This window comes from Streptomyces sp. NPDC003023 (assembly GCF_042888225.1).
In the GTDB taxonomy this organism is placed as follows: domain Bacteria; phylum Actinomycetota; class Actinomycetes; order Streptomycetales; family Streptomycetaceae; genus Streptomyces.
This window is the reverse complement of record NZ_JBIAPL010000001.1, coordinates 103,243-125,573: the sequence shown is the minus strand read 5'-3', so window position 1 is coordinate 125,573 and position 22,331 is coordinate 103,243. Positions and strand designations below refer to the sequence as shown.

Sequence of the window (22,331 nt, the reverse complement as noted above, 5' to 3'; positions counted from 1 at the left end):
TTTTGTGGGGGCCCGGGCCGGGGGGGCCCCCCCCTGGGGGCCCCCCCCCCCGCGGGGGGCCCCCCCCCCCCCCGGGGGGGGGGGGGGCCGGCGGCGGGGGGGGGCCCCCCCCCCCCGCGATGCCGGGGCGGCGCGTCCGCTACGCCTCCGGTCGCTGCGCTGCAGCGGCCTCGGCCTTGCGGGCCTCCTCGGCGCGCTCCTCCGCTTCCATCTCCGCGAAGACGTCGATGGGCGCGGGCGCCTTCGCCAGGAAGACCCACGTCAGATAGACCGCCAGCAGGAACGGCGGGATCTTCAGCGCCACCAGCACCCAGCCGAGCTGTGTGGTGTCGGCCCACCAGTACAGCGGGAAGAGGATCGCGCACTTGGCGAGCAGGATCAGCCCCCATGCCCAGCTCGCCTTGGTGTACGCCTTCTTGCGGCCGGGATTGCGGGTCCGCCAGGAGAGGTTCTCCTTGAAGACCGGGCCGAGGATCAGGCCGATCAGCGGCACACCCGCGATCGCGGTGACGATGTACGCCAGCGCCAGGCCGAGCGTGTACAGCATGCCCGGCAGGTAGAAGTCCTTCGCGTTGCCGGTCATCATCGCGAACACGACACCGAACGCCACGCCGAAGACGCCGCTGAACGCGTGCTTGACGGTGTCCCTGCGGACGAGGCGGACGGCGACCATCAGCAGGGCGACGCCGAGGGCCGCGATCGCCGAGAGGTGCAGGTCCTTGTTGACGGTGTAGATGGAGACGAAGAGCAGTCCCGGCAGGACGGTCTCCACCATGCCGCGGACGCCGCCGAAGGCTTCGAACAGCGCGGCCTCCGTCACGGTTTTCACATCCGTGTCGGCTTCCTGCTGGTCATTGGTCGTGGGGGTCGGCTTGTCGACTGACGCCACCGGCTACTCCTGTCCGAGCGGTCGGAGTTCGTATTTGGGATTGAACAGCACCCGGCGACCGTGGCTCATCGAGATCCGGCCGGACGCGATCAGCCTGCGTCCCGGCTCTATGCCCACGATGGAACGGCGGCCGAGCCAGACGACGTCCAGCGGGGCCGTGCCGTCGAAGAGCTCCGCCTCCAGCGCGGGCACACCGGCCCGCGGACGCAGGGTGACCGTGCGCAAGGTACCAGTGACCCTGACGATCTGGCGGTCTCCGCAGTCGGAGATGCGGGTGCACCCCGACGCCTGGGCATCCTCCTGGAGCTCCTCGGACTCGAGGTCCTGCTGCGAGCTGGAGAGCCGGTCGAGCATGCGCCGGAAGCGGCCGACCGGTCTGGCCACCGTTTCCTCCTTCGCCGCCTTCGCGGAGCGGGGTACAGCACTCATACAGCCAGCCTACCGGCCGCCGACAGGCCCGGATCAGCGTTCGAAGCGGTATCCCATGCCGGGTTCGGTGACGAAGTGCCGGGGGTGCGAGGGATCGGCCTCGAGCTTGCGTCGGAGCTGGGCCATGTAGACGCGCAGATAGTTCGTCTCGGTGCCGTACGAGGGGCCCCAGACCTCCTGGAGCAGCTGCTTCTGGCCGACGAGGCGTCCGGTGTTGCGCACCAGCACCTCGAGGAGGTGCCATTCGGTGGGAGTGAGGCGTACGTCACGGCCCTCCCGGTGCACCTTCTTCGCCATCAGGTCCACGGTGAAGCCCTCGGTCTCGACGGTGGTCATGTCGTCCTCGCCGCCGACGGGCTCCGCCCTGCGTACCGCGGCGCGCAGCCGGGCGAGGAGTTCGTCCATGCCGAAGGGCTTGGTCACGTAGTCGTCGGCTCCGGCGTCGAGCGCCTCCACCTTCTCGTCGGAGGTGTGGCGTGCCGAGAGCACGAGGATCGGGACGCGGGTCCGGCCTCGCAGCCTTCTGATCACCTCCACGCCGTCCATGTCGGGCAGCCCGAGGTCGAGTACGACGACGTCGGGCCTGCGTGCCGCGGCGAGTTCGAGGGCACGGGCCCCGTCGGAGGCGGAGTCCACCTCGTACTCGCGCGCCTTCAGGTTGATCACGAGGGCGCGGACTATCTGCGGCTCGTCGTCGACCACGAGTACCCGGGTCATGTGCTGCCCGCCTTTCCGCCCGTACGGGCTGCCGGTGCTGCTCAGGTGTGTACGGTCCGCCGTCATGTGGTGGCCTCGGCCGGGAGAACGGATCCCGGCCCGCCCGGGCCGGCGGCGGCCGGCAGTGTGATGACCATGGTCATGCCTCCGCCGGGGGTGTCCTCCGCGGTGAGCGTGCCGCCCATCGCCTCCATGAAACCGCGGGCGACGGCCAGTCCGAGTCCGACGCCCGCGCCGCGCGGGGCGTCCCCGTACCGCTGGAACGGCTCGAAGATCCGGTCCTTGGCGTCGTCGGGCACGCCGACGCCCCGGTCCACGACTCGCAGCTCGACGCGTCGGCCCAGGGCGCTGGCGGCGACCGTGACGGGGGCGCCGTCGGGGCTGTACTTGACGGCGTTCTCGACGATGTTGGCCACGGCACGCTCGAGCAGTCCGCGGTCCACGGCCACCATCGGCAGCGTCTCCGGGATGTCCAGTTCGACGCTGTCGGCCGGGACGCCGGCGAGCCCCAGGGGGATCACCTCGTCGAGGCCGGTCTTGCGGATGAGGGGGGTGACGGTCCCGGTCTGGAGCCTGGACATGTCGAGGAGGTTGCCGACCAGGTGGTCGAGCCGGTCGGCGCCCTCCTCGATCCCGGCCAGCAGCTCGGCCTCGTCCGCCTCGGACCATGCGACGTCGTCGGACCGCAGCGAGGTGACGGCCGCCTTGATGCCGGCCAGCGGGGTGCGCAGGTCGTGGCTGACGGCCGCGAGCAGTGCCGTGCGTATCCGGTTGCCCTCCGCGAGCTCGCGGGCCTGCTCCGCCTCCCCCACGAGCCGCTGCCGGTCCACGACGACCGCCGCCTGGGTGGCGAACGCGGCGAGCACGCGACGGTCCTCCGCGGGCAGTACACGGCCCGAGAGCGCCATCGCCATGTGGTCGCCGACCGGCATGTCGACATCCGCGTCGTCGGGACGGGTCGCGGGGCTGGGTCCGACGCTGGCGGTGCGGGTCCAGGGGTCGACGTCGCTGTCGCGCTCCAGCAGCGCGACGGACTCCATGCCGAACGTCTCCCGTACCCGTTCCAGCAGAGCGTCCAGAGCCGTGTCGCCGCGCAGGACGCTGCCGGCGAGGAACGAGAGGATCTCGGACTCGGCCTTCAGCCGGGCCGCCTGGTGCGTACGGCGCGCGGCGAGGTCCACGACGGAGGCCACCGCCACACCGACCGCGAAGAAGATCACGATGGCGACGAGATTCCGCGGCTCCGCGATGTCAAGGGTGTGGGTGGGCGAGGTGAAGTAGTAGTTCAGCAGCACCGAGCCGACGGCGGCGGAGGCGAGCGCCGGCAGCAGTCCGCCGAGCAGGGCCGCGACCACGGTCAGGAAGAGGAAGAGCAGCACGTTGTTGGCGAGGCCCGGACCGCGGTCGAGGCCGGTGAGCAGCAGCGACAGCAGCACGGGGCCCCCGACGCCGACGAGCCATCCACCGGCGATGCGGGAGCGGCCGAGCCTGCCGCCTCTGGCACCGGGCAGGCCCCTGCCCTTGCCGGCCTCGTCGTGGGTGACGATGTGGACGTCGAGGTCGGGGCCGGAGTCGCGGGCGACGGTCGCGCCGACGCCCGGTCCGAACAGGTACTGCCAGGCCTTGCGGCGGCTGGAGCCGAGCACGATCTGGGTGGCGTTGACGCCCCGTGCGAACTCGAGCAGAGCGGAGGGCACGTCGTCGCCGATGACGTGGTGGAAGGTGCCCCCGAGATCCTCGACGAGGGTGCGCTGCACCGCGAGTTCCTTGGGGGAGGCGGCGGTCAGCCCGTCACTGCGGGCGATGTAGACGGCGAGCACCTCGCCGCCCGCGCCCTTCTCCGCCAGTCGCGCCGCGCGCCGGATGAGGGTGCGCCCCTCGGGACCGCCGGTGAGCCCGACGACGATGCGTTCGCGTGCCTGCCAGGTGGAGCGGATGTTGTGCTCGCCGCGGTACTGCTGGAGGTACTCGTCGACCCGGTCGGCGAGCCAGAGCAGGGCCAGTTCGCGCAGGGCGGTGAGGTTCCCGGGGCGGAAGTAGTTGGAGAGGGCGGCGTCGACCTTGTCCGGCTGGTAGATGTTGCCGTGGGCCATGCGGCGGCGCAGCGCCTGGGGCGCCATGTCGACGAGTTCCATCTGCTCGGCCCGGCGGACCACCTCGTCCGGGACGGTCTCGCCCTGCCGCACCCCCGTGATGGCCTCGACGACGTCGCCGAGCGACTCGAGGTGCTGGATGTTGACGGTGGATATGACGTCCGTGCCCGCCGCGAGCAGTTCCTCGACGTCCTGCCAGCGCTTCGGGTTGCGGGAGCCGGGCACGTTGGTGTGGGCGAGTTCGTCGACGAGGGCCACGGCGGGGCGGCGTGCCAGCACCGCGTCGACATCCATCTCCGTCACGACGGCGCCGTCGTGGACGATCTCCCGTCGCGGTGTCTGCTCCAGGCCGTCCAGGAGCGCGGCGGTCCTGGGCCGGCCGTGCGACTCGACGAAGGCCACCACGCAGTCGGTGCCGCGTTCGGCGCGGCGGTGCGCCTCGGACAGCATCGCGTACGTCTTGCCGACGCCCGGTGCCGCACCGAGGTAGATCCGTAGCTTGCCGCGTCCCATGGCCCCATTGTCTTCTCTGCACAGTCCTGAGCAGCGTCGACCCTACGTCGAAGGAAACGGATGAAGCGGACGGGAGGGGACTCCGGGGTGCGTATTGACGCGATTCTGATGGGGCCGCCCCCCGTCGGGGCACCGGCGAGAACGCTGTCACCAGCCGTAGACTGCGGTGATCATGCGAGGGCGGCCCGAGACCATGCCACCCCGCGCGGTGGATGGCATCCGACGGGCCGGGCGCCGGGACCAGCTACGCGCTCCGGGTCAGCAGACCGGCGTCGATGACCTCGGCGATGAGGGCGGCGCCGCGGCTGTTCTGGTGGATGTGGTCGGTCGTGAGCACAAGACCCCGTCGCCGCGAGATGGTGTCGAGGCTGCGGCGCAGCACTGCGTGCTGGACGAGGACGCCGACGACCGCTGCGGGCGTCGCCTCCCGGTATGAAATCGGCGGCGGGTCCGCTTGGCGCAGTTCCTCGGTCTGGCGTTCGTGGAGCGGGAGGTAGGCCACCTCCTCGGTGGCGGCGACCTCGGCGATCATCCGGCTGTACGCCCGCGATGCCTGTGCCGCTGCGCCGTCGAGTTGTTGGCCGAGTACCGGTAGCGACAGCAGGCCGATCGTGGCGTCGGTCTCCGCTCGCAGCCGTGCGACGACGGCTCCCAGGCACTGCTGGAACCAGCCGGCCGACGGGCGACCGGGGAGCTGTTTGCGCTTCATGGCCTGCTCGACGGGGTAGCCGGCAAGGCTCGCTCGGGCGTCGTTGGTCCCGATCAACACGGTGATCACATCGGGTGGGTTCGTGACGACAGCATCGAGGCGCTGCAAGAGGTTGTGGGCGAAGTCGCCGTTGGCGCCGAAACGTGCGGGCCGCACGTCACCCGGAGGGCGGCGTCGTCCGAGAAGTTCCAGGTAGTCGACGCTGAACTGCGCGCGGGTGAGGCTGTCTCCGAGGCATGCGATGCGTGTCGTCACGGCGCTTCCACCGGGCCGGGCGTGCCGACGCGTTCGGTCGGGTGGGCGTCGGTCCGAGGACGGTGGTCGGTGCCGAGGGTCGCGGAGATGGCCAGGATGGACGTCGGCCCCTCCATGTCGACCACGTGCCACACCCCGGCCGGATTGACGGTGGCCTCGCCCGGCCCGAGCAGAACGCGGTCGGGCACCCCGCCCACGTCACGAGTGACCGTGACGGCCCCGCTGAGGCAGACGACCAGTTCGTCGCCCGCCGGGTGGCTCTCCCAATGGTCGCCGAGCCCTTCGCCGTCGAAGATCATGACCATCCGGCCCTCGGCGCCGTCTGCCGCGACCGCGGCGCTGTATGCCTGGAGCACCTCCGGGTCCCAGGTGAAACCCTCGACGGGTTTCGCTCTCGATCCCAGTCCGAGGTGCACGGGGGTGGTCCGCAGATCGAAGGCATTGCGTTCGTCGTTGACGATTCTCATGCCGACGATCGTCCACGACGGCGATCGGGCGGTCTTGAAGAAATGGGAAGAGAAGCCGACGCGAAGGGCAGACGGTTGGCGGCTACCCGGCTCCGAGGAGGACTTCGCCGCGACGCCAGGCCGTCGGCGATCGGCCCGTGAACTCGCGCCAGTCCCGAACGAGATGGGCCTGGTCGGCATAGCCGGAGGCGGTTGCCACATCGCCCCACGGGAGCGGGTCCTGCGCCGCCGCCAGTTCGTGCGCGTACTCGAAGCGCAGGACTCGGGCGACGGTCTTCGGCGACAGGCCCACCTCACCGCGAAACCGCTCGGTGAGGTACCGACGGCTCCAGCCGAGTTCCGCGGCGACCGCACCAACCTGGACCCGACCCCGCGCGGCGACGAGGCGGCGCCATGCCTCGGCCACCTCGGGGCGCACCCGACGCACACGGTCGCCGCAGGCGCCACGGCCGACAGCGCGGAGGAGCAAATCGTCCAGCGCGGTGAACCGTGCCGCCCATGTTGTCGCCGATCGCAGCCGGTCGACCAGCTCGACGGCAATCCCTCCGAGAAGCTCGTCGAGTGGGACCAGTCGGTGGGCGAGCTCGGCGGACGGCATGCCGTAGAGGGCCCGGGCCCCGAGCGGTGTCAGCGACAGCTTGACACCCTGCTGGCGTCCGTCGTGGTGAATCGCGACGGACCGGCACCTCAGACCGCCGGCCACGCTGCCGAACCGGGTGACCGGTGACCCGTCGTCAACGCCCGCCGCCACCTCCAAAGGATCTGACAGGCTGATCACCGCAGTGAGTGCGCGGCTCGGCGGCCCGCAGTGCACCCCCGCAGGGAGCCCGCGGAGGTCGAAGCCGACATACGAGTCGACGTACTCCCGCAGGACGGGCGCCGGACGTGCACCGATCCCGGTGGCCGTGTGGTCCTCCATTTTCGTCAGTGTACGAGCCGGCTGATGACGCGACCTGCGCGCCGAGCAACGCCGACACCGCGCATGTCCGGGACGTGGGGCGGCGCGAGCCCAGGGGCGGCAGGTTCGGGAAAGCGGCCGGATACGGGCAGGACCGGGCAACGCCCGGAACGGCGACCTGACGCCGGAACACGGCCCCGGCCCCGGCCGAAGCGCGGGCCCGCCCCAGGTCGTCACCGGAACCACCGGGCCCGGCCCGAGAGGCGTGACCCGGCCCGCCGCCGTCCCAGCGGCCCGTCAGTGTTCGACGATCTCGCCGTCGCTCAGTTCCAGCACGCGGTCCGCCAGGCTCAGCAGCTGGGGGTCGTGCGTGGCGACGAGGGCGGTGACGCCTTCGCCGCGCACCACCGCGCGCAGCAGCTCCATCACGGCGAGTCCCGTTTCCGCGTCGAGCTGCCCGGTCGGTTCGTCGGCGATGATCAGCTTGGGCCGGTTGGCGAGCGCGCGGGCAATGGCGACCCGCTGCTGCTGGCCGCCCGAGAGCTCGCCCGGACGCTGCGCGGCGTGGTCGGCCAGGCCGACCAGTGCCAGGAGCAGCGCGACGCGCTCCTCCCGTTCCCGGGGATCGGCCTTGCGGAGCCGCATCGGCACGCCGACGTTCTCCGCGGCGCTGAGGATGGGTATCAGCCCGAACGACTGGAAGATGAAGCCGATCCGGTCGCGCCGCAGTTCCAGCAGGCCGTTCTCGCCGAGCCCGGAGAGGTCGGTGCCGTCGACGGTGATCCGTCCCTCGTCCGGGGTGTCCAGGCCGCCGACCAGGTTGAGGAGTGTGGTCTTGCCCGAGCCGGAGCGGCCCTTCAGCGCGACGAGTTCGCCCCTGGGGATGTCGAAGGAGACGCCGCGCAGCGCGTGCACGGCCGCGGCGCCCGTGCCGTACGAGCGGTGCAGGTTCTCGACCCGCACCATGGGACGGCGTGCCGGGTCGTCGGTGACGGTCGTGCCGGACTGCGCGCTGCTGCTCTCGGTCATCAGTGGTCCCCCCGTGCTGGATGCGGCTCGCCCAGTATGTGCGGCGGCCGTCTGCGTGGACAACGGTCGTGCGCCCTGCCCCGTTCCCCGCGCCCGAATGCTGGAGCGGGCCGCACTCCCCGAAGGGAGTACGGCCCGCTCCTGGCACTGTGCGGCGCGCTGTCAGCGCACCTCGGTGATCTCGGGGCCGCGCTGGAGCTGGCCCATGCCTCCGGAGAAGCGGGAGCCTTCCTGCTCCTCCTGCTGGACGCCCTCGGGCACCATCTGCGCGTCGTCCGGCAGCTTGAGGACGATCGGGTCGCGCGGTGCCATCGGGCCGTCGCCGCGCACGACGACGGTGTCCCGGAAGATCTGCTCGAGGAGGCCGGCGGCCTGCGGCTGCACCGCGCCCTGGCCGGAGATCACTCCACGCAGGAACCAGCGCGGACCGTCGACTCCGACGAAGCGCACGAGCTGCACACCGCCCGTGCCGTCGGGCAGCTGTACGGGCACCTGGGCCCGCAGCTCCCAGCCCAGCGGGCCCTGGACCTCGTCGATGACGCCACCCTGCTGAGTGATACCGGAGGCGATCTCCTCGCGGACCTCGCCCCAGATGCCCTCCTTCTTGGGTGCCGCGAAGGCCTGGAGCTGCACGGCGCTGTCGCGCAGCACCACGGTGGCCGCGACGATCGCATCGCCGGCGACCTCGACACGGAGTTCCATGCCCTCGACCCCGGGCACGAAGAGGCCACCGAGGTCGACCCGGCCCTCGCCGGGCCTGGAGACCTCGGACACGTCCCAGGGTCCGTCGGGCCGGGGCGCCGGCGGAAGGTTCGCCCGGCGGGCCTCGCCCTCCTCGGCGTCCGTACCGAGCTCGTCGACCTGCTCGGCCTCGCCCGTTGCGTCCGCCGCGTCCTCGGCGGAACCACTCTTCTTGCGACGTCCGAACACGTCACTGTCCTTCCCGGTCGGATACGACCGAAGCGTATCGATTCCCACCCGTAGAGCCGTCCACGGCGGCATGACCGCCGGTGGACCCGAAGCCCCCCTCGGCCCGCGCCGAGCCGGGAAGCTCCGCAACCTCGTGGAAGCGCACCTTCTCGACCTGCTGGACGACCAGTTGGGCAATCCGGTCGAACCGTTCGAATCGCACGCTCTCGCGTGGATCGAGATTGACCACGATCACCTTGATTTCCCCACGGTACCCGGCATCAATCGTCCCTGGGGCATTCACGAGGGCGACTCCGCAACGGGCGGCCAGCCCGGACCGGGGGTGCACGAAGGCCGCGTACCCGTCGGGGAGGGCGATCGAGACACCGGTGGGGAGCACCGCACGCTCTCCTGGAGCGAGTTCGGCGGCCTCGCACGTCACCAGATCGGCACCGGCGTCACCGGGGTGCCCGTACGACGGCAGCGGCACGTCGGGGTCCACGCGGCGGATCAGTACGTCGACGGGTTCACGCATCACGGGTTCACCTCGAAGGCGCGGGCGCGCCTGACCTGGTCGGGGTCCGCCATCGCGGCCTGGATCTCCGCCGGGCGGCCGTTCTCGATGAAGTGGTCGACCTTGACCTCGATGAACAGGGCCGCGGCCCGGACGGCCACCGGCCCGTCGGGGCCGCCGATCCGGCCGGTGGCGGTCGAGTAGATCTTGCGTCCTGCCACCGCGGTGACCTCGGCGTCGAGGTGCAGCACGGTGCCGACGGGCACGGGCCGCACGAAGTCGGTCTCGAGTTTGCCGGTGACGGCGATGACCCGCAGCAGCCAGTTCAGCGAGCCGAGCGTCTCGTCCAGCGCGGTGGCGAGCACCCCGCCGTGCGCGAGACCGGGGGCACCCTGGTGCGCCGCCTTGACGGTGAACTCGGCGGTGACGCGTACGCCGTCCTCGGCCCGCGCCGCCAGGTGCAGTCCGTGGGGCTGCTCCCCGCCGCACCCGAAGCAGTGCCCGTAGTGCGCGCCGAGAAGTTCACCCGGGGCGGGGGCGTCGGGGTGCCGGACCGGCGCCGTGGCGTCGGCGGGCGGGGTCAGGGCCGTGGAACCGGCGGGGGGTCCGGGGTTCGCCTCCCGGGGATTCACGTTGTTCACAGGCGCAGACCTTACCCGCGCGGCTACCCGCCGGTCGCGCCGTGCCAAGCTTGGATTCATGCAGCCTTCCGCCCCGCAGTACGCAGAACGTCTGACCGCGCCCCGATCGTGGTGGGTGATCGCCGCACTCGTCGCCGTCTCCGGCGGTCTGGTCCTGCTGCCGCTGGGGACGCTGCCGATGCTGGGCGGCGTGATCGGCGCGGGCGCGCTGGCGTCGGCGCTGGTCAGTTCGTACGGCTCGGCCCGGATCCGGGTGGTGGCGGGGGCACTGGTCGCGGCGGACGCGAAGATCCCGGTGTCGGCGCTCGGGGAGCCCGAGGTGCTCGATGCCGACGAGGCGCGGGCCTGGCGGTTCCACAAGGCCGATCCACGCGCCTTCATGCTGCTGCGCAGCTACATTCCGACGGCCCTGCGGATCGAGATCACCGATCCCGAGGACCCGACGCCTTACGTGTACCTGTCGACACGGGACCCGCGGGCGCTGGCGGACGCCCTGACGGCCGTCCGCTCCGCCTGAGGCTCACGGGCGCGAGGCGCCGGCCTTCGGAGGCATGGCCGGTTGGGGGCTCCGCGGCAAGGCCGCTGAGGCGTGCGTACGGGCCGCCTTCCGCCCTCCGCCCTCCGTCAGGCCGGGGTCAGGTGTTGTCTCCCGGAGGGAGCTCACGGGGCTCCAGGGGGTCCTTGGGCTGCTCCAGCGCCGGAAGGCCGCTCAGTGCGTCCCAGGGGACCTGCCTGTGCCGCAGGTCGCCGCGGACGCGCTCCGCGAGTTTCCGGGTGTCACGACGGTTCATCACGGCACCGACCGCCGCGCCGATCATGAACGGCATCAGGTTCGGAAGGTTGCGCACCATGCGTTTCATGATCTGCTGACGCAACTGGCGCTTGAGCTGACCGCTCATGGACGCGTTGAACGTCGAGGGCTTGGTGATCTCGATCCCGCGCTCCTGCGACCAGGCGTTCAGATAGGTGGTGCTGCGGTCCTTGAGGTTGCCGGGCGGCCGCACGCCGTAGACCTCGTGGAGTTCGGCGATGAGTTTCAGCTCGATCGCCGCGACGCCGATGATCTCCGCCGCGAGCTCGGTGGGCATCGCGGGTGGTACGGGCATCATCGCGGCGGCGCCGACTCCGGCGCCGACGGTGGAGCTGGCGTTCGCCGCTCCCGCGACCAGCTTGTCGGCAAGCTGCTCGGGGGTCAGGCCGGGAAACTGCGTGCGCAGCTTCTCCAGGTCGCGCACGGGGATGCGCGGCGCGTTGTCGATCAGGGTGTCGGCGATGTGGGCCAGCGCCGCTTTGGCGCCTTCTTTGCTCTTCACGAGCCCGGTACGGGCGCCCTGTCCGCCTCTGACGAGGCCCGCCCTTGCGTTTCCACCGCCCTTGACGACGCTCTCGCCGACACGCCTGCCGGCACTGGCCAGGCGTCGGACCCTGGTCGGGGGCCCGGCCTGGCCGGCCGTATCGAGCGAGGCCGGCAGGCCCCGCTCCACACCCTCGATCGCGTCGTGCGGCAGTAGAGCGGCCGGGTCCGCCGCGGACGCCGTGGCGTCCTCTACGGGGCCCGTACCGCCCTGGTGCGCCTCCGGCGGTTTCCTGCGCCGGAAGCGCCGCTTCCCGGACGGTGTCTCGCCTGCCACTGGCGGCCTGCCCTCAGTCGCAGTCGCGGCAGATGGGCTGGCCGTTCTTCTCGCGCGCCAGCTGGCTGCGGTGGTGCACGAGGAAGCAGCTCATGCAGGTGAATTCGTCGGCCTGCTTGGGCAGGACCCGGACGGCGAGCTCCTCGTTGGACAGGTCGGCTCCGGGGAGCTCCATGCCCTCTGCGGCCTCGAACTCGTCGACGTCGACGGTCGAGGTCGACTTGTCGTTCCGCCGAGCCTTCAGTTCTTCCAGGCTGTCCGAATCGACGTCGTCATCGGTCTTGCGTGGGGTGTCGTAGTCCGTTGCCATGTCGCTCTCCCCCTCTGGGTGGTTGCGGTGTCTCCAGCGCACGTAACGCGTAAGAGGCCGGACTTGTGCCCGACCTGAGGCGGAGATTTTGCCTCACATCAAGGTCTGTTACTCAATCGACACCCAACCGGACCCCTCGGGAGTGATCGGGTTGGACGGCGATGGGGACCGTACACGGTCCATGGACGCGCTTCACGGGCGCCACCCCGTGTACTTCCCGTGATGTCACCCCCTGGAAACCCGGGCTTTTCCCGGCTTTCCGGGGGATTCTTGATCACGGAGCGTAGACAGCGACGATCAGGCCCATGTGATCGATCGCACACGGATTCGCCGGAGGCCTTTTCCGAAAATTCCGCTTAAAGCGAACATCGATTCCTCAACTCAAACCGGAAGGGTGACACGCATCACCAGACCGCCGCCGTCCCGCGGCACCGCCGTGATGCGACCCCCGTGGGCCCGGGCCACGGAGCGGGCGATCGAAAGCCCCAGGCCGACACCCTTGTCACTGCCGGTCCGCTCCTGCCGGAGCCGCCTGAACGGCTCGAACAGATTGTCGATCTCGTACGCGGGCACGACAGGGCCCGTGTTCGAGACCAGCAGGACCGCGTGGCCGTGCTCGACCGTCGTGGTCACCTCCACCCAGCCGCCCTCCTGAACGTTGTAGCGGACGGCGTTCTGTACGAGGTTGAGAGCGATCCGCTCGAGCAGGACGCCGTTTCCCTGCACGACGGCCGGCTCGCGCCCTCCACGCACCTCCACGCCCTTCTCGACGGCCTCGGAGCGGACCTGGTCGATGGCGCGCGAGGCGACCTCCGCGAGGTCCACAGGCTTGCGCTCGACGATCTGGTTGTCGCTGCGGGCGAGCAGCAGAAGGCCCTCCACCAGCTGTTCGCTGCGCTCGTTGGTGGCCAGCAGCGTCTTTCCCAGCTGATGCAGCTCCAAGGGCGCTCCGGGGTCGGAGAGGTGGACCTCCAGCAGCGTGCGGTTGATCGCGAGCGGCGTACGCAGCTCGTGGGAGGCGTTCGCCACGAACCGCTGCTGGGCGCTGAAGGCCCGCTCCAGGCGGTCCAGCATCTCGTCGAAGGTGTCGGCGAGCTCCTTGAGCTCGTCGTCCGGGCCGTCCAGCTCGATCCGGCGCGACAGGTCGGAACCGGCCACCTGACGGGCGGTGCGGGTGATCCGCCCGAGCGGAGACAGGACGCGGCCGGCCATCGCGTAGCCGAACGCGAACGCGATGATGCTCAGCCCCAGCAGCGCGAACAGCGAGCGGCGCAGCAGGTCGTCCAGGGCCAGCTCACGCTGGTGCTGGAGACAGGCGGAGACGGCCTGGTTGAACTGCTCGCCGGAGCCCTCCTTGGGGAGGGTGCACCAGTCCGTGGTGGGCCGCACCTCGCCCTTGACGATCTCGAAGGGCAGCTCGGTGACGCCGACGTTCAGTGCCTGCGCGGTGAAGAGGTAGATGATCGAGAGCAGCAGGATGCCGGCGATCAGGAACATCCCGCCGTACAGCAGCGTGAGCCGTATCCGGATGGTGGGGCGCAGCCACGGGCGGACCGGCTCCCGGGGGTCCCAGGTCGGCTTGGGCGGCGCCTCCGGAGGCGGCGCGGGAATGGTTGCCATCGCGATCAGATCCGGTAACCGGAACCGGGCACCGTGACGATCACGGGTGGTTCGCCCAGCTTGCGGCGCAGGGTCATCACGGTGACCCGCACGACGTTGGTGAAGGGGTCCGTGTTCTCGTCCCAGGCCTTCTCCAGCAGCTGCTCGGCCGAGACGACCGCGCCCTCGCTGCGCATCAGCACCTCCAGGACGGCGAACTCCTTGGGGGCGAGCTGGATCTCCCTGCCGTCCCTGAAGACCTCGCGGCGGTTGGGGTCGAGCTTGATCCCCGCACGCTCCAGGACGGGCGGCAGCGGCACGGTCGTACGGCGTCCGAGGGCGCGCACCCGGGCGATGAGCTCGGTGAACGCGAACGGCTTGGGCAGGTAGTCGTCGGCGCCGAGCTCCAGGCCCTCGACCCGGTCGCTCACATCGCCCGACGCCGTCAGCATCAGCACGCGCGTGGGCATACCGAGCTCGACGATCCTGCGGCAGACGTCGTCCCCATGGACCAGCGGAAGGTCCCGGTCGAGCACCACCACGTCGTAGTCGTTGACCCCGATGCGCTCCAGGGCGGCGGCGCCGTCGTACACGACGTCGACCGCCATGGCCTCCCGGCGCAGCCCGGTGGCCACCGCATCGGCGAGCAGCTGCTCGTCCTCGACGACGAGTACGCGCACGTCGCTGTTCCTCTCTCGAGAGCCCGTCGTGTGGTGACAGGGCAGGTCTGCGCACTGACTGTGCGGATCCATCCTGCCCTTTACGCGCGTAAACCGGCCGTAAGGCGAACGGGCTCAGGGCGGGCACCCCGGAATAAGGAGGATTCGCGGGAGAGTTGAGGTTTCCACCCGGGAAGGCCGGGGGAGGACGAATGCACACCCCGATCACGCCCTGTATGTGGCGCACCACGACCTGTTCCAGGGCTGATCAACCCACCGTCGGCACACCCCCGTGCCACCGACCCACGACGAGGGGGCGCATCATGGACGCTTTCACCGCCGGACTGCTGCAGCGTATAAAGGCCGCCGAGACCGACCTCACGATCGCCCGGGAGACGGGCGACGACTTCCTCGCCGACGTCGAACAGGCGGAGCTGGACGACCTCCACCGCCTGGCCGCCGAGCACGGGGTGAACCTCGCGGCGGCGTGACGCCACGGCGCACGCACGCACCACGTACGGGAGGCCCGCCACCGCGGAAGCGGCGGCGGGCCTCCCGCCGTGCGTCCCTCCCTCCGGACCCCCCGCCGCGCGTCAATCGCCGGCGAGGCTGAAGTCGCCCCCGTCGACGGCTCAGCCCGGCCGGCGATTGAGGCCACCGCGCGGGAGCGCAGTACAGCCGTCCGCAGGGCGGCACCATTACGGGAAGGGACCGCACAGCGGCAAATACCGGCCCGGCCGGGGCGCTCCCACTCGCCTGGCGGCATGGGAGACAGCCCCACCCACGGCCGCCAGGCCGTAGGAGGAGCTTGCGGCCGCCTGCAGGGCGGCACCGGGTCCGGGCGGAGCTCCATACGGGGGCCTCAGCGGTAAATGGAGCCCGGCCGACGATTGAGGCCACCGCGCGGAGCGCGTACGCCGCCCGCAGGGCGGCACCGGGTCCGGGCGGAGCCCGGTTCGGGAAGGGGCGGGGAGGGGGAAACGGCCCCGCGCAGCGGCCACGCCCGCCCCGCCGCCCACACGTCAGTCGTGCCAGGCGCCGAGCTCCTCCAAGAGGCCCTGCAACGGCTCGAAGACCCCCGGTACCGCCGCGATCGTCAGCTCGCCGGACGGCCGCTCCCCCGGTCGCCCGCCGGTCAGCGCGCCCGCCTCGCGGGCGATCAGGTCACCGGCCGCCAGGTCCCACGGGCTGAGGCCCCGCTCGTAGTAGCCGTCCAGACGGCCGGCCGCCACGTCGGACAGGTCGATCGCCGCGGAGCCACTGCGCCGGATGTCCCGCAGCTGCGGAATGAGCCGCTGGGCGATGTCCGCCTGGTGCGTGCGCACCGTGTGGACGTAGTTGAAGCCGGTCGAGACGAGCGCCTGGTCCATGGGTGGCGCCGGCCGGCACCGGACCTGCCTGTCGTTCAGGAACGCCCCGCCGCCTCGCACCGCGCGGAACGTCTCGCGGCGCATCGGGGCCTCGACCACGCCCACCACGGTCTCCCCGTCCAGCTCCGCGGCGATGGAGACCGCCCAGGTGGGCAGTCCGTACAGGTAGTTGACCGTGCCGTCGAGCGGGTCGATGACCCACCGGACACCGCTGGTGCCGACGGAGGACGCGCCTTCCTCGCCGAGGAAGCCGTCGCTGGGGCGGTGCTCGGCCAGGAAGCCGGTGATCAGCTTCTCTGCGGCTATGTCCATCTCCGTCACGACGTCGATGGGACTGGACTTGGTCCTGGCGACGCCCAGGTCGTCCGGTCGGCCGTCCCTCAGGAGCGCACCGGCCCTCCGGGCGGCCTCCAGGGCGAGGGGCAGCAGTTCGGACGTGAGCGGGTCGGTCACAGGGGTCTCCTTCATGCGTACGGGCTGTCCATGCCGGCCGCCGCGGGCTTCGGCGCACGGGCCGGGCAGCACCCGACCGGGCAGAGGTCGTGGCTCGCGCCGAGCGTTCCGAGCGCGCAGCGCTCCGCCGCGATGCCCCGCTCGGTCGCGGCCCGCTCCAGCAGGAGGTCGCGCACCGCGCCGGCGAACCGCGAGTCGGCGCCCACGGTGGCGGAGCGGCGCACCGGCAGGCCCAGTTCGGCGGCCTTCGCGCCGGCCTCCGTGTCGAGGTCGTACAGGACCTCCATGTGGTCGGACACGAAACCGATCGGGACCATGACCACCGCGGGCACGCCGGAGGCGTGCAGGCTCTCCAGATGGTCGCAGATGTCCGGTTCCAGCCAGGGGATGTGCGGGGCTCCACTGCGGGACTGGTAGACGAGCTCCCAGGGGTGCTCGACGCCGGTCTCCCCTGCGACGGCTCCGGCAATCAGACCGGCCACGTCGAGATGCTGGCGGACGTAGGAGCCGCCGTCCCCGTGCTCGGGCCCGGGGCCGGAGGAGTCCGCCGCGGCGGTCGGGATCGAGTGGGTCGTGAACGCGAGGTGCGCGCCGGCACGGACGTCCTCCGGCAGGTCCGCGAGCGAGGCGAGAACGCCGTCGATCATGGGACGTACGAAGCCGGGGTGGTTGAAGTAGTGCCGCAGCTTGTCCACACGCGGCAGCTCCCGCCCCTCGGCCTCCAGCGTGGCCAGGGCTTCGGCGAGGTTCTCGCGGTACTGGCGGCAGCCCGAGTAGGAGGCGTACGCGCTGGTGGCGAGAACGGCGATGCGCCGGTGCCCGGCGTCGCTCATCTCCCGCAGGGTGTCGGTCAGGTACGGCGCCCAGTTGCGGTTGCCCCAGTACACCGGCAGGTCCACGGCGTGCTCGGCGAAGTCCTTGCGGAGGGCGTCCAGCAGGGCACGGTTCTGGTCGTTGATGGGGCTGACGCCGCCGAAGAGGAAGTAGTGCTGACCCACTTCCTTGAGCCGTTCCTTGGGGATGCCACGGCCGCGGGTCACGTTCTCCAGGAACGGAACCACGTCGTCCGGGCCTTCTGGGCCACCGAACGAGAGCAGCAGAAGGGCGTCGTAAGGAGCTGGATCGCGCAGATCGGACATGAGGTCGATCCTGCCACCCGCCTCTGACACCGGAAAAACCGCGGTGCGCCGACCGGCGTTCGGCACGTAATCTGCGAAGGCTGCCCATACGCCTTACCGGAGAACCTGTTGCCCAGTCCGTACCGCGCGATCTTCGCCACCCCCGGCACTCTGCGGTTCTCCGCCGCCGGCCTCCTCGGCCGGATGCCGCTGTCCATGATGGGCATCGGCATCATGACCATGATCTCCGAGCTCACCGGCCGCTACGGTCTGGCCGGCACGCTCACCGCGACCCTCGCCCTGTCCGCGGCGGTACTGGGCCCGCAGGTGTCCCGCCTCGTCGACCGCCACGGCCAGCGCAGGGTGCTGCGCCCGGCGACCCTGGTCGCGCTGACCGCCGTAACCGCCCTGCTCGTCTGCGCCCAGCAGGGCGCACCGGACTGGACGCTGTTCGCCTGCACGGCCCTCGCGGGGGGCGTGCCGAGTGTCGGCGCGATGACCCGGGCACGCTGGGCGACCCTGCTGCACGGTTCGCCGCGGGAGCTGCACACCGCCTACTCGTTCGAGGCGATCATCGACGAGGTGTGCTTCATCTTCGGGCCGATCATCTCCATCGGACTGTCGACCCTCTGGTTCCCCGAGGCCGGGCCGCTGCTGGCCGCCGGATTCCTGCTGATCGGCGTCTGGTGGCTGACGGCTCAGCGCGCCACGGAGCCGGTGCCGCACCCGGTGGAACACCACAGCGGCGGAAGCGCCCTGCGCTCCCCGGGGCTGCAGGTCCTGGTCGCCGCGTTCGTCGCCACCGGCGTGATCTTCGGCGCGGTCGACGTGGTGACGGTGGCGTTCGCGGAGGAGCACGGCTCCAAGTCCGCTGCGAGCTGGGTGCTCGCGGTGTACGCGCTGGGTTCCTGTCTGGCAGGGGCTGTCTTCGGCCTTTTGCACCTGAAGGGCGACCCCGCCCGCAGGTGGGTACTGGGCGTATGCGCGATGTCCGTGAGTATGATCCCCCTCCAACTGGCCGGGAGCCTGCCGTTCCTGGCCGTGGCGCTCTTCGCTGCGGGCCTTGCCATCGCGCCGACGATGGTGACGACCATGGCCCTCGTCGAGGCGCACGTACCGCGCAGCAAGCTGACCGAGGGCATGTCCTGGACCAGTACGGGCCTCGCGGTCGGCGTCGCTCTGGGTTCCGCGGCCGCCGGCTGGGTGGTCGACGCACAGGGCGCCGCTGCGGGGTACGCGGTGCCCGGCGTCGCGGGAGTGTTCGCGGCCGCGGTGGCGTTCCTGGGTTACAGCCGGCTGCGCAGGCCGGAGCCGACGCGGGAGGGGCAGCGTGAGCAGCGTGATCAGGACCCGGAGGAGCGAGAGCAGCCCGTGGCGTAACTGGGCGGGCACGGTCACTTCGAGGCACGCGAGGGAAGCACGCCCCGCGTCCGTGCAGGAGCTCGCCGACGCGGTGCGCGAGGCGGCCGCGGACGGCCGGCGGGTGAAGACCGTCGGCACGGGCCACTCGTTCACCGCCATCGCGGCGACGGACGGTCTGCTGATCCGACCCGATCTGATGACGGGGATCCGGCGGATCGACCGTTCGGCGATGACCGTGACCGTCGAGTCGGGCACGTCGCTCAGGCGGTTGAACACGGCCCTCGCCCGTGAGGGTCTGTCGCTCACGAACATGGGCGACATCATGGAACAGACGGTCGCGGGGGCGACGTCGACCGGCACGCACGGCACCGGCCGGGACTCCGCCTCGCTCGCCGCCCAGATCAAGGGCCTCGAGCTGGTGACGGCGGACGGCCGGGTGCTCACCTGCTCGGAGAGCGAGAACCCGGAGGTCTTCGCGGCTGCCCGGATCGGTCTGGGAGCGCTCGGTGTCATCACGGCGATCACTTTCGCCGTGGAGCCGGTCTTCCTGCTGACCGCCCGCGAGGAGCCGATGTCCTTCGACCGGGTGACGGCCGACTTCGACGCTCTGCACGCGGAGAACGAGCACTTCGAGTTCTACTGGTTCCCTCACACGGGCAACTGCAACACCAAGCGCAACAACCGCAGCGCGGGCCCGCCCGCGCCGCCCGGCAGGGTGGGCGGCTGGGTCGAGGACGAACTGCTGTCCAACGGGGCCTTCCAGGTCGCCTGTTCGTTCGGCCGCGCCGTGCCCGCGGCCATCCCCGCGATCGCCAGGGTCTCCAGTCGCGCGCTCTCCGCCCGTACCTACACGGACATCCCCTACAAGGTCTTCACATCACCGCGTCGGGTGCGGTTCGTGGAGATGGAGTACGCGCTGCCGCGGGAGGTCGCGGTCGCGGCGCTGCGGGAGGTCAGGGCGATGGTCGAACGCTCGTCGCTGCGGGTGAGTTTCCCGGTGGAGGTCCGCACGGCGCCCGCCGACGACATCACTCTCTCGACGGCCTCCGGCAGGGAGACGGCGTACATCGCCGTGCACATGTACCGGGGTACGCCCTACCGTTCCTACTTCACCGCCGTGGAGCGGATCATGACCGCGCACGGCGGCCGTCCGCACTGGGGGAAGATCCACACGCGGGACGCGCAGTACTTCGCCGAGGCCTACCCGCGGTTCGGCGAGTTCACCGCTCTGCGCGACACCCTCGACCCGGACCGGGTCTTCCAGAACCCTTACCTGCGAAGGGTGTTGGGCGACTGACGCTCACGGCCGGGCCGTCCCCCTCACATCTTCGGCCCCCGTGTGCGGTTCACCTTCACCGGACCGATCGCCCGTTTCCCCGGTACCGGACGGCGTCGGCCGGTCCGCGGTCGGAGTGGGCGAGGGCGTGGGGGTGGGCGCGGGCTCCTGGTCAGCGCCGGTGGACGGTGAGGGCGACGGTGTACCGGCGGTGTCCGGGGTGGCGGACTGCCCGGAGTCCGTTCCGGAGCCCTCCGTTCCGGCTGGTTCCGGGCCGGACTCCCCGGTGCTGTCGGCTCCTTCGTCCGATGTCCGCGACGACGGGGTCCCGGATGGCGCGGCGGTGTGCGTGTCACCGCCGCGTACCGCCGAGCCGAGCGTGGTTCCCGCGCCGCCTCCGAGTTCGCCGCCGGAGGCGAGTTCGTACCCGGTGACCGTGGCCATGGCGAGACCGAACACCGCGGCGGCCGCGAGTGCGGGGCGTTTCCACCCCCGCACCCGGGTGCCGTGCACGGTCGCCGCGCCGAAGTCGCCGTCGAGATCACCGTCGAAGCCGAGGTCGAAGTCGAGGTCGGACTCGCCTCCTTGGCGGGCACCGGCCCTCGTCCCGCCATGAGCGGCGGCCCCGCGAAGCTGCTCCCCGGTTCTGCTGAAGAAGTGCTGGAGGAGGGAACCGCCGCAGGTCGCCACCAAGCTGACCACTCCGGCCCCGATGATGGTGCCGTAGACGCCCAGCCGGGACGCGAGCACGGCCGCCGCCACGGCGGCCAGGGCGCTGCCGGCCACCTGCGGCAGACTCAGGTCGAGCCGCGGCCGCGACAGCCGGGCCTGTTCGCCGCCTTGCTGACGGTCCGTCCCCTGATCCGGCTTCTGTCGCATCTCCAGCCTCTGTTCGCGCATCTGTCCTGCCATGCACCAAGTAGGGACATTTGAGCGAAGTGAATAGTTCCGATTCTGGTGATTCCGTGAAGCACAACACCCGCCCACCCCGGTTCCGGGCACCCAACTACCGCCGTCCGACAGAAGTTCGGCGGCGCGGCGGTCCACCCGGATGGCCCGAATGGAGTACTGTGGCGAGCCCTGGGCCCGGCCTCCTTCATGGCGTCCGGACCCCAGGTTGGGGGCCGAAAACGGCGCTCGATCCGGCGGCGCCGCGGTGAAGCACGGAGTTCTATTGCTCAGAGTGACCAACCGATCACACTGAGTGGCGAATAGATCACCGTGCCATAACGGCGATCCAGGGCAGGTGCCCGACACGCCGGGCACCTCGGCAAGGTTGTGGCAGGCTGCACCCGGGCAGGCCACACTCGACTAGCGGAAGCAGCGACGCAGGTGACGTCGGCAGGCACCACCCGGGAGGTCCCCATGCCCGAACTGCGTGTCGTGGCCGTCTCCAACGACGGCACACGACTGGTGCTCAAAGCTGCGGACAGCACGGAATACACCCTTCCGATCGATGAACGGCTGCGTGCTGCCGTACGCAACGACCGTGCCCGCCTCGGCCAGATCGAGATCGAGGTCGAGAGCCACCTCCGCCCCCGCGACATCCAGGCGCGCATAAGGTCCGGCGCGTCCGCGGAGGAGGTCGCCCAACTCGCGGGCATCCCCGTGGAACGAGTGCGCCGCTTCGAGGGGCCGGTACTGGCCGAGCGGGCCTTCATGGCCGAGCGGGCCCGCAAGACTCCCGTACGACGCCCCGGGGAGAACACCGGCCCGCAGCTCGGCGAGGCCGTGCAGGAGCGGCTGCTGATGCGCGGCGCCGAGAAGGACACCGCCCAGTGGGACTCGTGGCGCCGCGACGACGGCACCTGGGAGGTCCTGCTGGTCTACCGGGTCGCGGGCGAGCCGCACTCGGCGAGCTGGACCTACGACCCGCCGAGGCGGCTCGTGCAGGCCGTCGACGACGAGGCACGTGCCCTGATCGGCGAGACCGACGACACGATCGCCCAGGAACCGAGCTTCCCGTTCGTGCCGCGCATCGCACGGCTGCCCAGGGACCGTCCGCTGGACCGCGCCCTGGACCGGCAGATCGAGCGCCCGGCCCCGCCTTCGTCGGACGACAGCGGCAACGACGAACGGGACTCGCTGACCAGCCTGCTGGAGGCCGTACCCAGCTTCCGCGGCGACATGGTCGTGCCCGAGCGGCCCTCGTCCTCGGAACCCGCCGCGGTCGAGCCCGCGAAGGAGCCGGACGCCGAGGAGGAGCCGGTCGCGCCCGCCGCGTCGGCCGGCGCCGGATCCGCGTACGCGGATGTGCTGATGCCCCGCTCCGTCGCGGGTCACCGCGACCGGCTGACGGGCACAACGGACCGGCAGGCGGAAGCCGATGGCGTCCGCCCCGGCCGTCGGGCCGCGGTGCCGAGCTGGGACGAGATCGTCTTCGGCACGCGCAGGAAGAAGCAGGAGTAAACGTTCCGTATCAGGGCCGGCCCTCCACCGGGTCGGCCCTGATGCCGTCCATCAGCCCTGGCCGCTCGCCGGCCCTGCGGC

Annotated in this window: 23 protein-coding genes; 5 read left to right on the top strand and 18 right to left on the bottom strand. The window is 71.2% G+C overall.

The features are described 5' to 3' along the window. Positions 1–139: 139 nt before the first annotated feature. The 11 genes from ACFYV1_RS00480 to ACFYV1_RS00430 form a co-directional block, all read right to left on the bottom strand. Positions 140–889, bottom strand: coding sequence for a DUF3159 domain-containing protein (locus tag ACFYV1_RS00480; protein ID WP_389393114.1), 750 nt, complete (start codon positions 887–889; stop codon positions 140–142). A 3-nt stretch (positions 890–892) separates the two neighbouring features. Beyond that, positions 893–1,318: an OB-fold nucleic acid binding domain-containing protein gene (locus tag ACFYV1_RS00475; RefSeq protein ID WP_389393113.1), complete on the bottom strand. Its 426-nt coding sequence runs from the start codon at positions 1,316–1,318 to the stop codon at positions 893–895. 33 nt (positions 1,319–1,351) lie between these two features. Then, entirely contained in the window at positions 1,352–2,035 is a 684-nt protein-coding gene (locus ACFYV1_RS00470) for a response regulator (protein WP_389393112.1), read from the bottom strand. Positions 2,036–2,097: 62 nt separating this feature from the next. Next, positions 2,098–4,641 (bottom strand): ATP-binding protein, encoded by a 2,544-nt coding sequence (locus ACFYV1_RS00465; RefSeq protein WP_389393111.1) that lies wholly within the window; start codon positions 4,639–4,641, stop codon positions 2,098–2,100. A 244-nt stretch (positions 4,642–4,885) separates the two neighbouring features. Next, complete coding sequence (locus ACFYV1_RS00460; protein ID WP_389393110.1) at positions 4,886–5,605, bottom strand: SGNH/GDSL hydrolase family protein; 720 nt, start codon at positions 5,603–5,605, stop codon at positions 4,886–4,888. Then, positions 5,602–6,072 carry a cupin domain-containing protein gene (locus ACFYV1_RS00455; protein WP_389393109.1) on the bottom strand — a complete coding sequence of 157 codons (471 nt, stop codon included), beginning with the start codon at positions 6,070–6,072 and terminating at the stop codon, positions 5,602–5,604. Before ACFYV1_RS00455 ends, ACFYV1_RS00460 begins: the two co-directional genes overlap by 4 nt. A gap of 82 nt (positions 6,073–6,154) precedes the next feature. Next, positions 6,155–6,991 carry a helix-turn-helix domain-containing protein gene (locus ACFYV1_RS00450; RefSeq protein ID WP_389393108.1) on the bottom strand — a complete coding sequence of 279 codons (837 nt, stop codon included), beginning with the start codon at positions 6,989–6,991 and terminating at the stop codon, positions 6,155–6,157. A 276-nt stretch (positions 6,992–7,267) separates the two neighbouring features. Beyond that, positions 7,268–7,999, bottom strand: coding sequence for an ABC transporter ATP-binding protein (locus ACFYV1_RS00445; protein WP_389393107.1), 732 nt, complete (start codon positions 7,997–7,999; stop codon positions 7,268–7,270). A gap of 162 nt (positions 8,000–8,161) precedes the next feature. Beyond that, positions 8,162–8,929: a DUF3710 domain-containing protein gene (locus tag ACFYV1_RS00440; protein WP_389393106.1), complete on the bottom strand. Its 768-nt coding sequence runs from the start codon at positions 8,927–8,929 to the stop codon at positions 8,162–8,164. Between the two features lies 1 nt (position 8,930). Then, the gene (dut, locus tag ACFYV1_RS00435) at positions 8,931–9,443 is read right to left on the bottom strand and encodes a dUTP diphosphatase (RefSeq protein ID WP_389393105.1); all 513 of its coding nucleotides are present in this window, start codon (positions 9,441–9,443) and stop codon (positions 8,931–8,933) included. After that, positions 9,443–10,063 carry a PaaI family thioesterase gene (locus ACFYV1_RS00430; RefSeq protein ID WP_389393104.1) on the bottom strand — a complete coding sequence of 207 codons (621 nt, stop codon included), beginning with the start codon at positions 10,061–10,063 and terminating at the stop codon, positions 9,443–9,445. The genes dut and ACFYV1_RS00430 overlap by 1 nt, the downstream gene beginning before the upstream one ends. A gap of 58 nt (positions 10,064–10,121) precedes the next feature. On the opposite strand from ACFYV1_RS00430, the gene ACFYV1_RS00425 reads away from it, so the two are divergent. After that, on the top strand, positions 10,122–10,580 hold the full coding sequence (locus ACFYV1_RS00425) for a DUF3093 domain-containing protein (protein ID WP_389393103.1): 459 nt from the start codon (positions 10,122–10,124) through the stop codon (positions 10,578–10,580). Between the two features lie 118 nt (positions 10,581–10,698). Here the strand turns inward: ACFYV1_RS00425 and ACFYV1_RS00420 are convergent, their stop codons facing one another. From ACFYV1_RS00420 to ACFYV1_RS00405, 4 genes are all read right to left on the bottom strand, one after another. Further along, positions 10,699–11,694, bottom strand: a complete 996-nt coding sequence (locus tag ACFYV1_RS00420) for a hypothetical protein (protein WP_389393102.1) — start codon at positions 11,692–11,694, stop codon at positions 10,699–10,701. Between the two features lie 13 nt (positions 11,695–11,707). After that, the gene (locus tag ACFYV1_RS00415; RefSeq protein ID WP_005310959.1) at positions 11,708–12,004 is read right to left on the bottom strand and encodes a DUF4193 domain-containing protein; all 297 of its coding nucleotides are present in this window, start codon (positions 12,002–12,004) and stop codon (positions 11,708–11,710) included. 381 nt (positions 12,005–12,385) lie between these two features. Next, positions 12,386–13,624, bottom strand: coding sequence for a sensor histidine kinase (locus tag ACFYV1_RS00410; RefSeq protein WP_389393101.1), 1,239 nt, complete (start codon positions 13,622–13,624; stop codon positions 12,386–12,388). A gap of 5 nt (positions 13,625–13,629) precedes the next feature. After that, positions 13,630–14,283, bottom strand: a complete 654-nt coding sequence (locus ACFYV1_RS00405; protein WP_018848142.1) for a response regulator transcription factor — start codon at positions 14,281–14,283, stop codon at positions 13,630–13,632. 302 nt (positions 14,284–14,585) lie between these two features. Between ACFYV1_RS00405 and ACFYV1_RS00400 the strand changes: the two genes are divergently transcribed. Then, positions 14,586–14,753: a hypothetical protein gene (locus ACFYV1_RS00400; protein ID WP_389393100.1), complete on the top strand. Its 168-nt coding sequence runs from the start codon at positions 14,586–14,588 to the stop codon at positions 14,751–14,753. Between the two features lie 531 nt (positions 14,754–15,284). Here ACFYV1_RS00400 and ACFYV1_RS00395 read toward each other — a convergent pair. Both ACFYV1_RS00395 and ACFYV1_RS00390 read right to left on the bottom strand, forming a co-directional pair. After that, positions 15,285–16,085: an inositol monophosphatase family protein gene (locus ACFYV1_RS00395; RefSeq protein WP_389393099.1), complete on the bottom strand. Its 801-nt coding sequence runs from the start codon at positions 16,083–16,085 to the stop codon at positions 15,285–15,287. Positions 16,086–16,096: 11 nt separating this feature from the next. Beyond that, a complete protein-coding gene (locus tag ACFYV1_RS00390) occupies positions 16,097–17,224 on the bottom strand; it encodes a ferrochelatase (protein WP_389393098.1) in 1,128 nt (375 codons plus the stop codon). A gap of 108 nt (positions 17,225–17,332) precedes the next feature. Here ACFYV1_RS00390 and ACFYV1_RS00385 point away from each other — a divergent pair, with 108 nt between their 5' ends. Both ACFYV1_RS00385 and ACFYV1_RS00380 read left to right on the top strand, forming a co-directional pair. Next, a complete protein-coding gene (locus tag ACFYV1_RS00385) occupies positions 17,333–18,583 on the top strand; it encodes an MFS transporter (RefSeq protein ID WP_389393097.1) in 1,251 nt (416 codons plus the stop codon). Next, positions 18,534–19,862 (top strand): D-arabinono-1,4-lactone oxidase, encoded by a 1,329-nt coding sequence (locus tag ACFYV1_RS00380; protein ID WP_389393096.1) that lies wholly within the window; start codon positions 18,534–18,536, stop codon positions 19,860–19,862. The genes ACFYV1_RS00385 and ACFYV1_RS00380 overlap by 50 nt, the downstream gene beginning before the upstream one ends. Positions 19,863–19,865: 3 nt before the next feature. Here the strand turns inward: ACFYV1_RS00380 and ACFYV1_RS00375 are convergent, their stop codons facing one another. After that, positions 19,866–20,753, bottom strand: a complete 888-nt coding sequence (locus ACFYV1_RS00375; protein ID WP_389393095.1) for a hypothetical protein — start codon at positions 20,751–20,753, stop codon at positions 19,866–19,868. A 453-nt stretch (positions 20,754–21,206) separates the two neighbouring features. On the opposite strand from ACFYV1_RS00375, the gene sepH reads away from it, so the two are divergent. Then, complete coding sequence (sepH, locus tag ACFYV1_RS00370) at positions 21,207–22,250, top strand: septation protein SepH (protein WP_389393094.1); 1,044 nt, start codon at positions 21,207–21,209, stop codon at positions 22,248–22,250. Positions 22,251–22,331 lie beyond the last annotated feature (81 nt).

What these genes read in the sequence shown, in the direction of transcription:
- ACFYV1_RS00455 (WP_389393109.1), bottom strand. Translation starts at nt 6,072, where the DNA reads ATGAGAATCGTCAACGACGAACGCAATGCCTTCGATCTGCGGACCACC.
- ACFYV1_RS00425 (WP_389393103.1), top strand. Translation starts at nt 10,122, where the DNA reads ATGCAGCCTTCCGCCCCGCAGTACGCAGAACGTCTGACCGCGCCCCGA.
- ACFYV1_RS00470 (WP_389393112.1), bottom strand. Translation starts at nt 2,035, where the DNA reads ATGACCCGGGTACTCGTGGTCGACGACGAGCCGCAGATAGTCCGCGCC.
- ACFYV1_RS00445 (WP_389393107.1), bottom strand. Translation starts at nt 7,999, where the DNA reads ATGACCGAGAGCAGCAGCGCGCAGTCCGGCACGACCGTCACCGACGAC.
- ACFYV1_RS00400 (WP_389393100.1), top strand. Translation starts at nt 14,586, where the DNA reads ATGGACGCTTTCACCGCCGGACTGCTGCAGCGTATAAAGGCCGCCGAG.
- sepH (WP_389393094.1), top strand. Translation starts at nt 21,207, where the DNA reads ATGCCCGAACTGCGTGTCGTGGCCGTCTCCAACGACGGCACACGACTG.
- dut (WP_389393105.1), bottom strand. Translation starts at nt 9,443, where the DNA reads ATGCGTGAACCCGTCGACGTACTGATCCGCCGCGTGGACCCCGACGTG.
- ACFYV1_RS00465 (WP_389393111.1), bottom strand. Translation starts at nt 4,641, where the DNA reads ATGGGACGCGGCAAGCTACGGATCTACCTCGGTGCGGCACCGGGCGTC.
- ACFYV1_RS00390 (WP_389393098.1), bottom strand. Translation starts at nt 17,224, where the DNA reads ATGTCCGATCTGCGCGATCCAGCTCCTTACGACGCCCTTCTGCTGCTC.
- ACFYV1_RS00375 (WP_389393095.1), bottom strand. Translation starts at nt 20,753, where the DNA reads ATGGCAGGACAGATGCGCGAACAGAGGCTGGAGATGCGACAGAAGCCG.
- ACFYV1_RS00475 (WP_389393113.1), bottom strand. Translation starts at nt 1,318, where the DNA reads ATGAGTGCTGTACCCCGCTCCGCGAAGGCGGCGAAGGAGGAAACGGTG.
- ACFYV1_RS00450 (WP_389393108.1), bottom strand. Translation starts at nt 6,991, where the DNA reads ATGGAGGACCACACGGCCACCGGGATCGGTGCACGTCCGGCGCCCGTC.
- ACFYV1_RS00410 (WP_389393101.1), bottom strand. Translation starts at nt 13,624, where the DNA reads ATGGCAACCATTCCCGCGCCGCCTCCGGAGGCGCCGCCCAAGCCGACC.
- ACFYV1_RS00415 (WP_005310959.1), bottom strand. Translation starts at nt 12,004, where the DNA reads ATGGCAACGGACTACGACACCCCACGCAAGACCGATGACGACGTCGAT.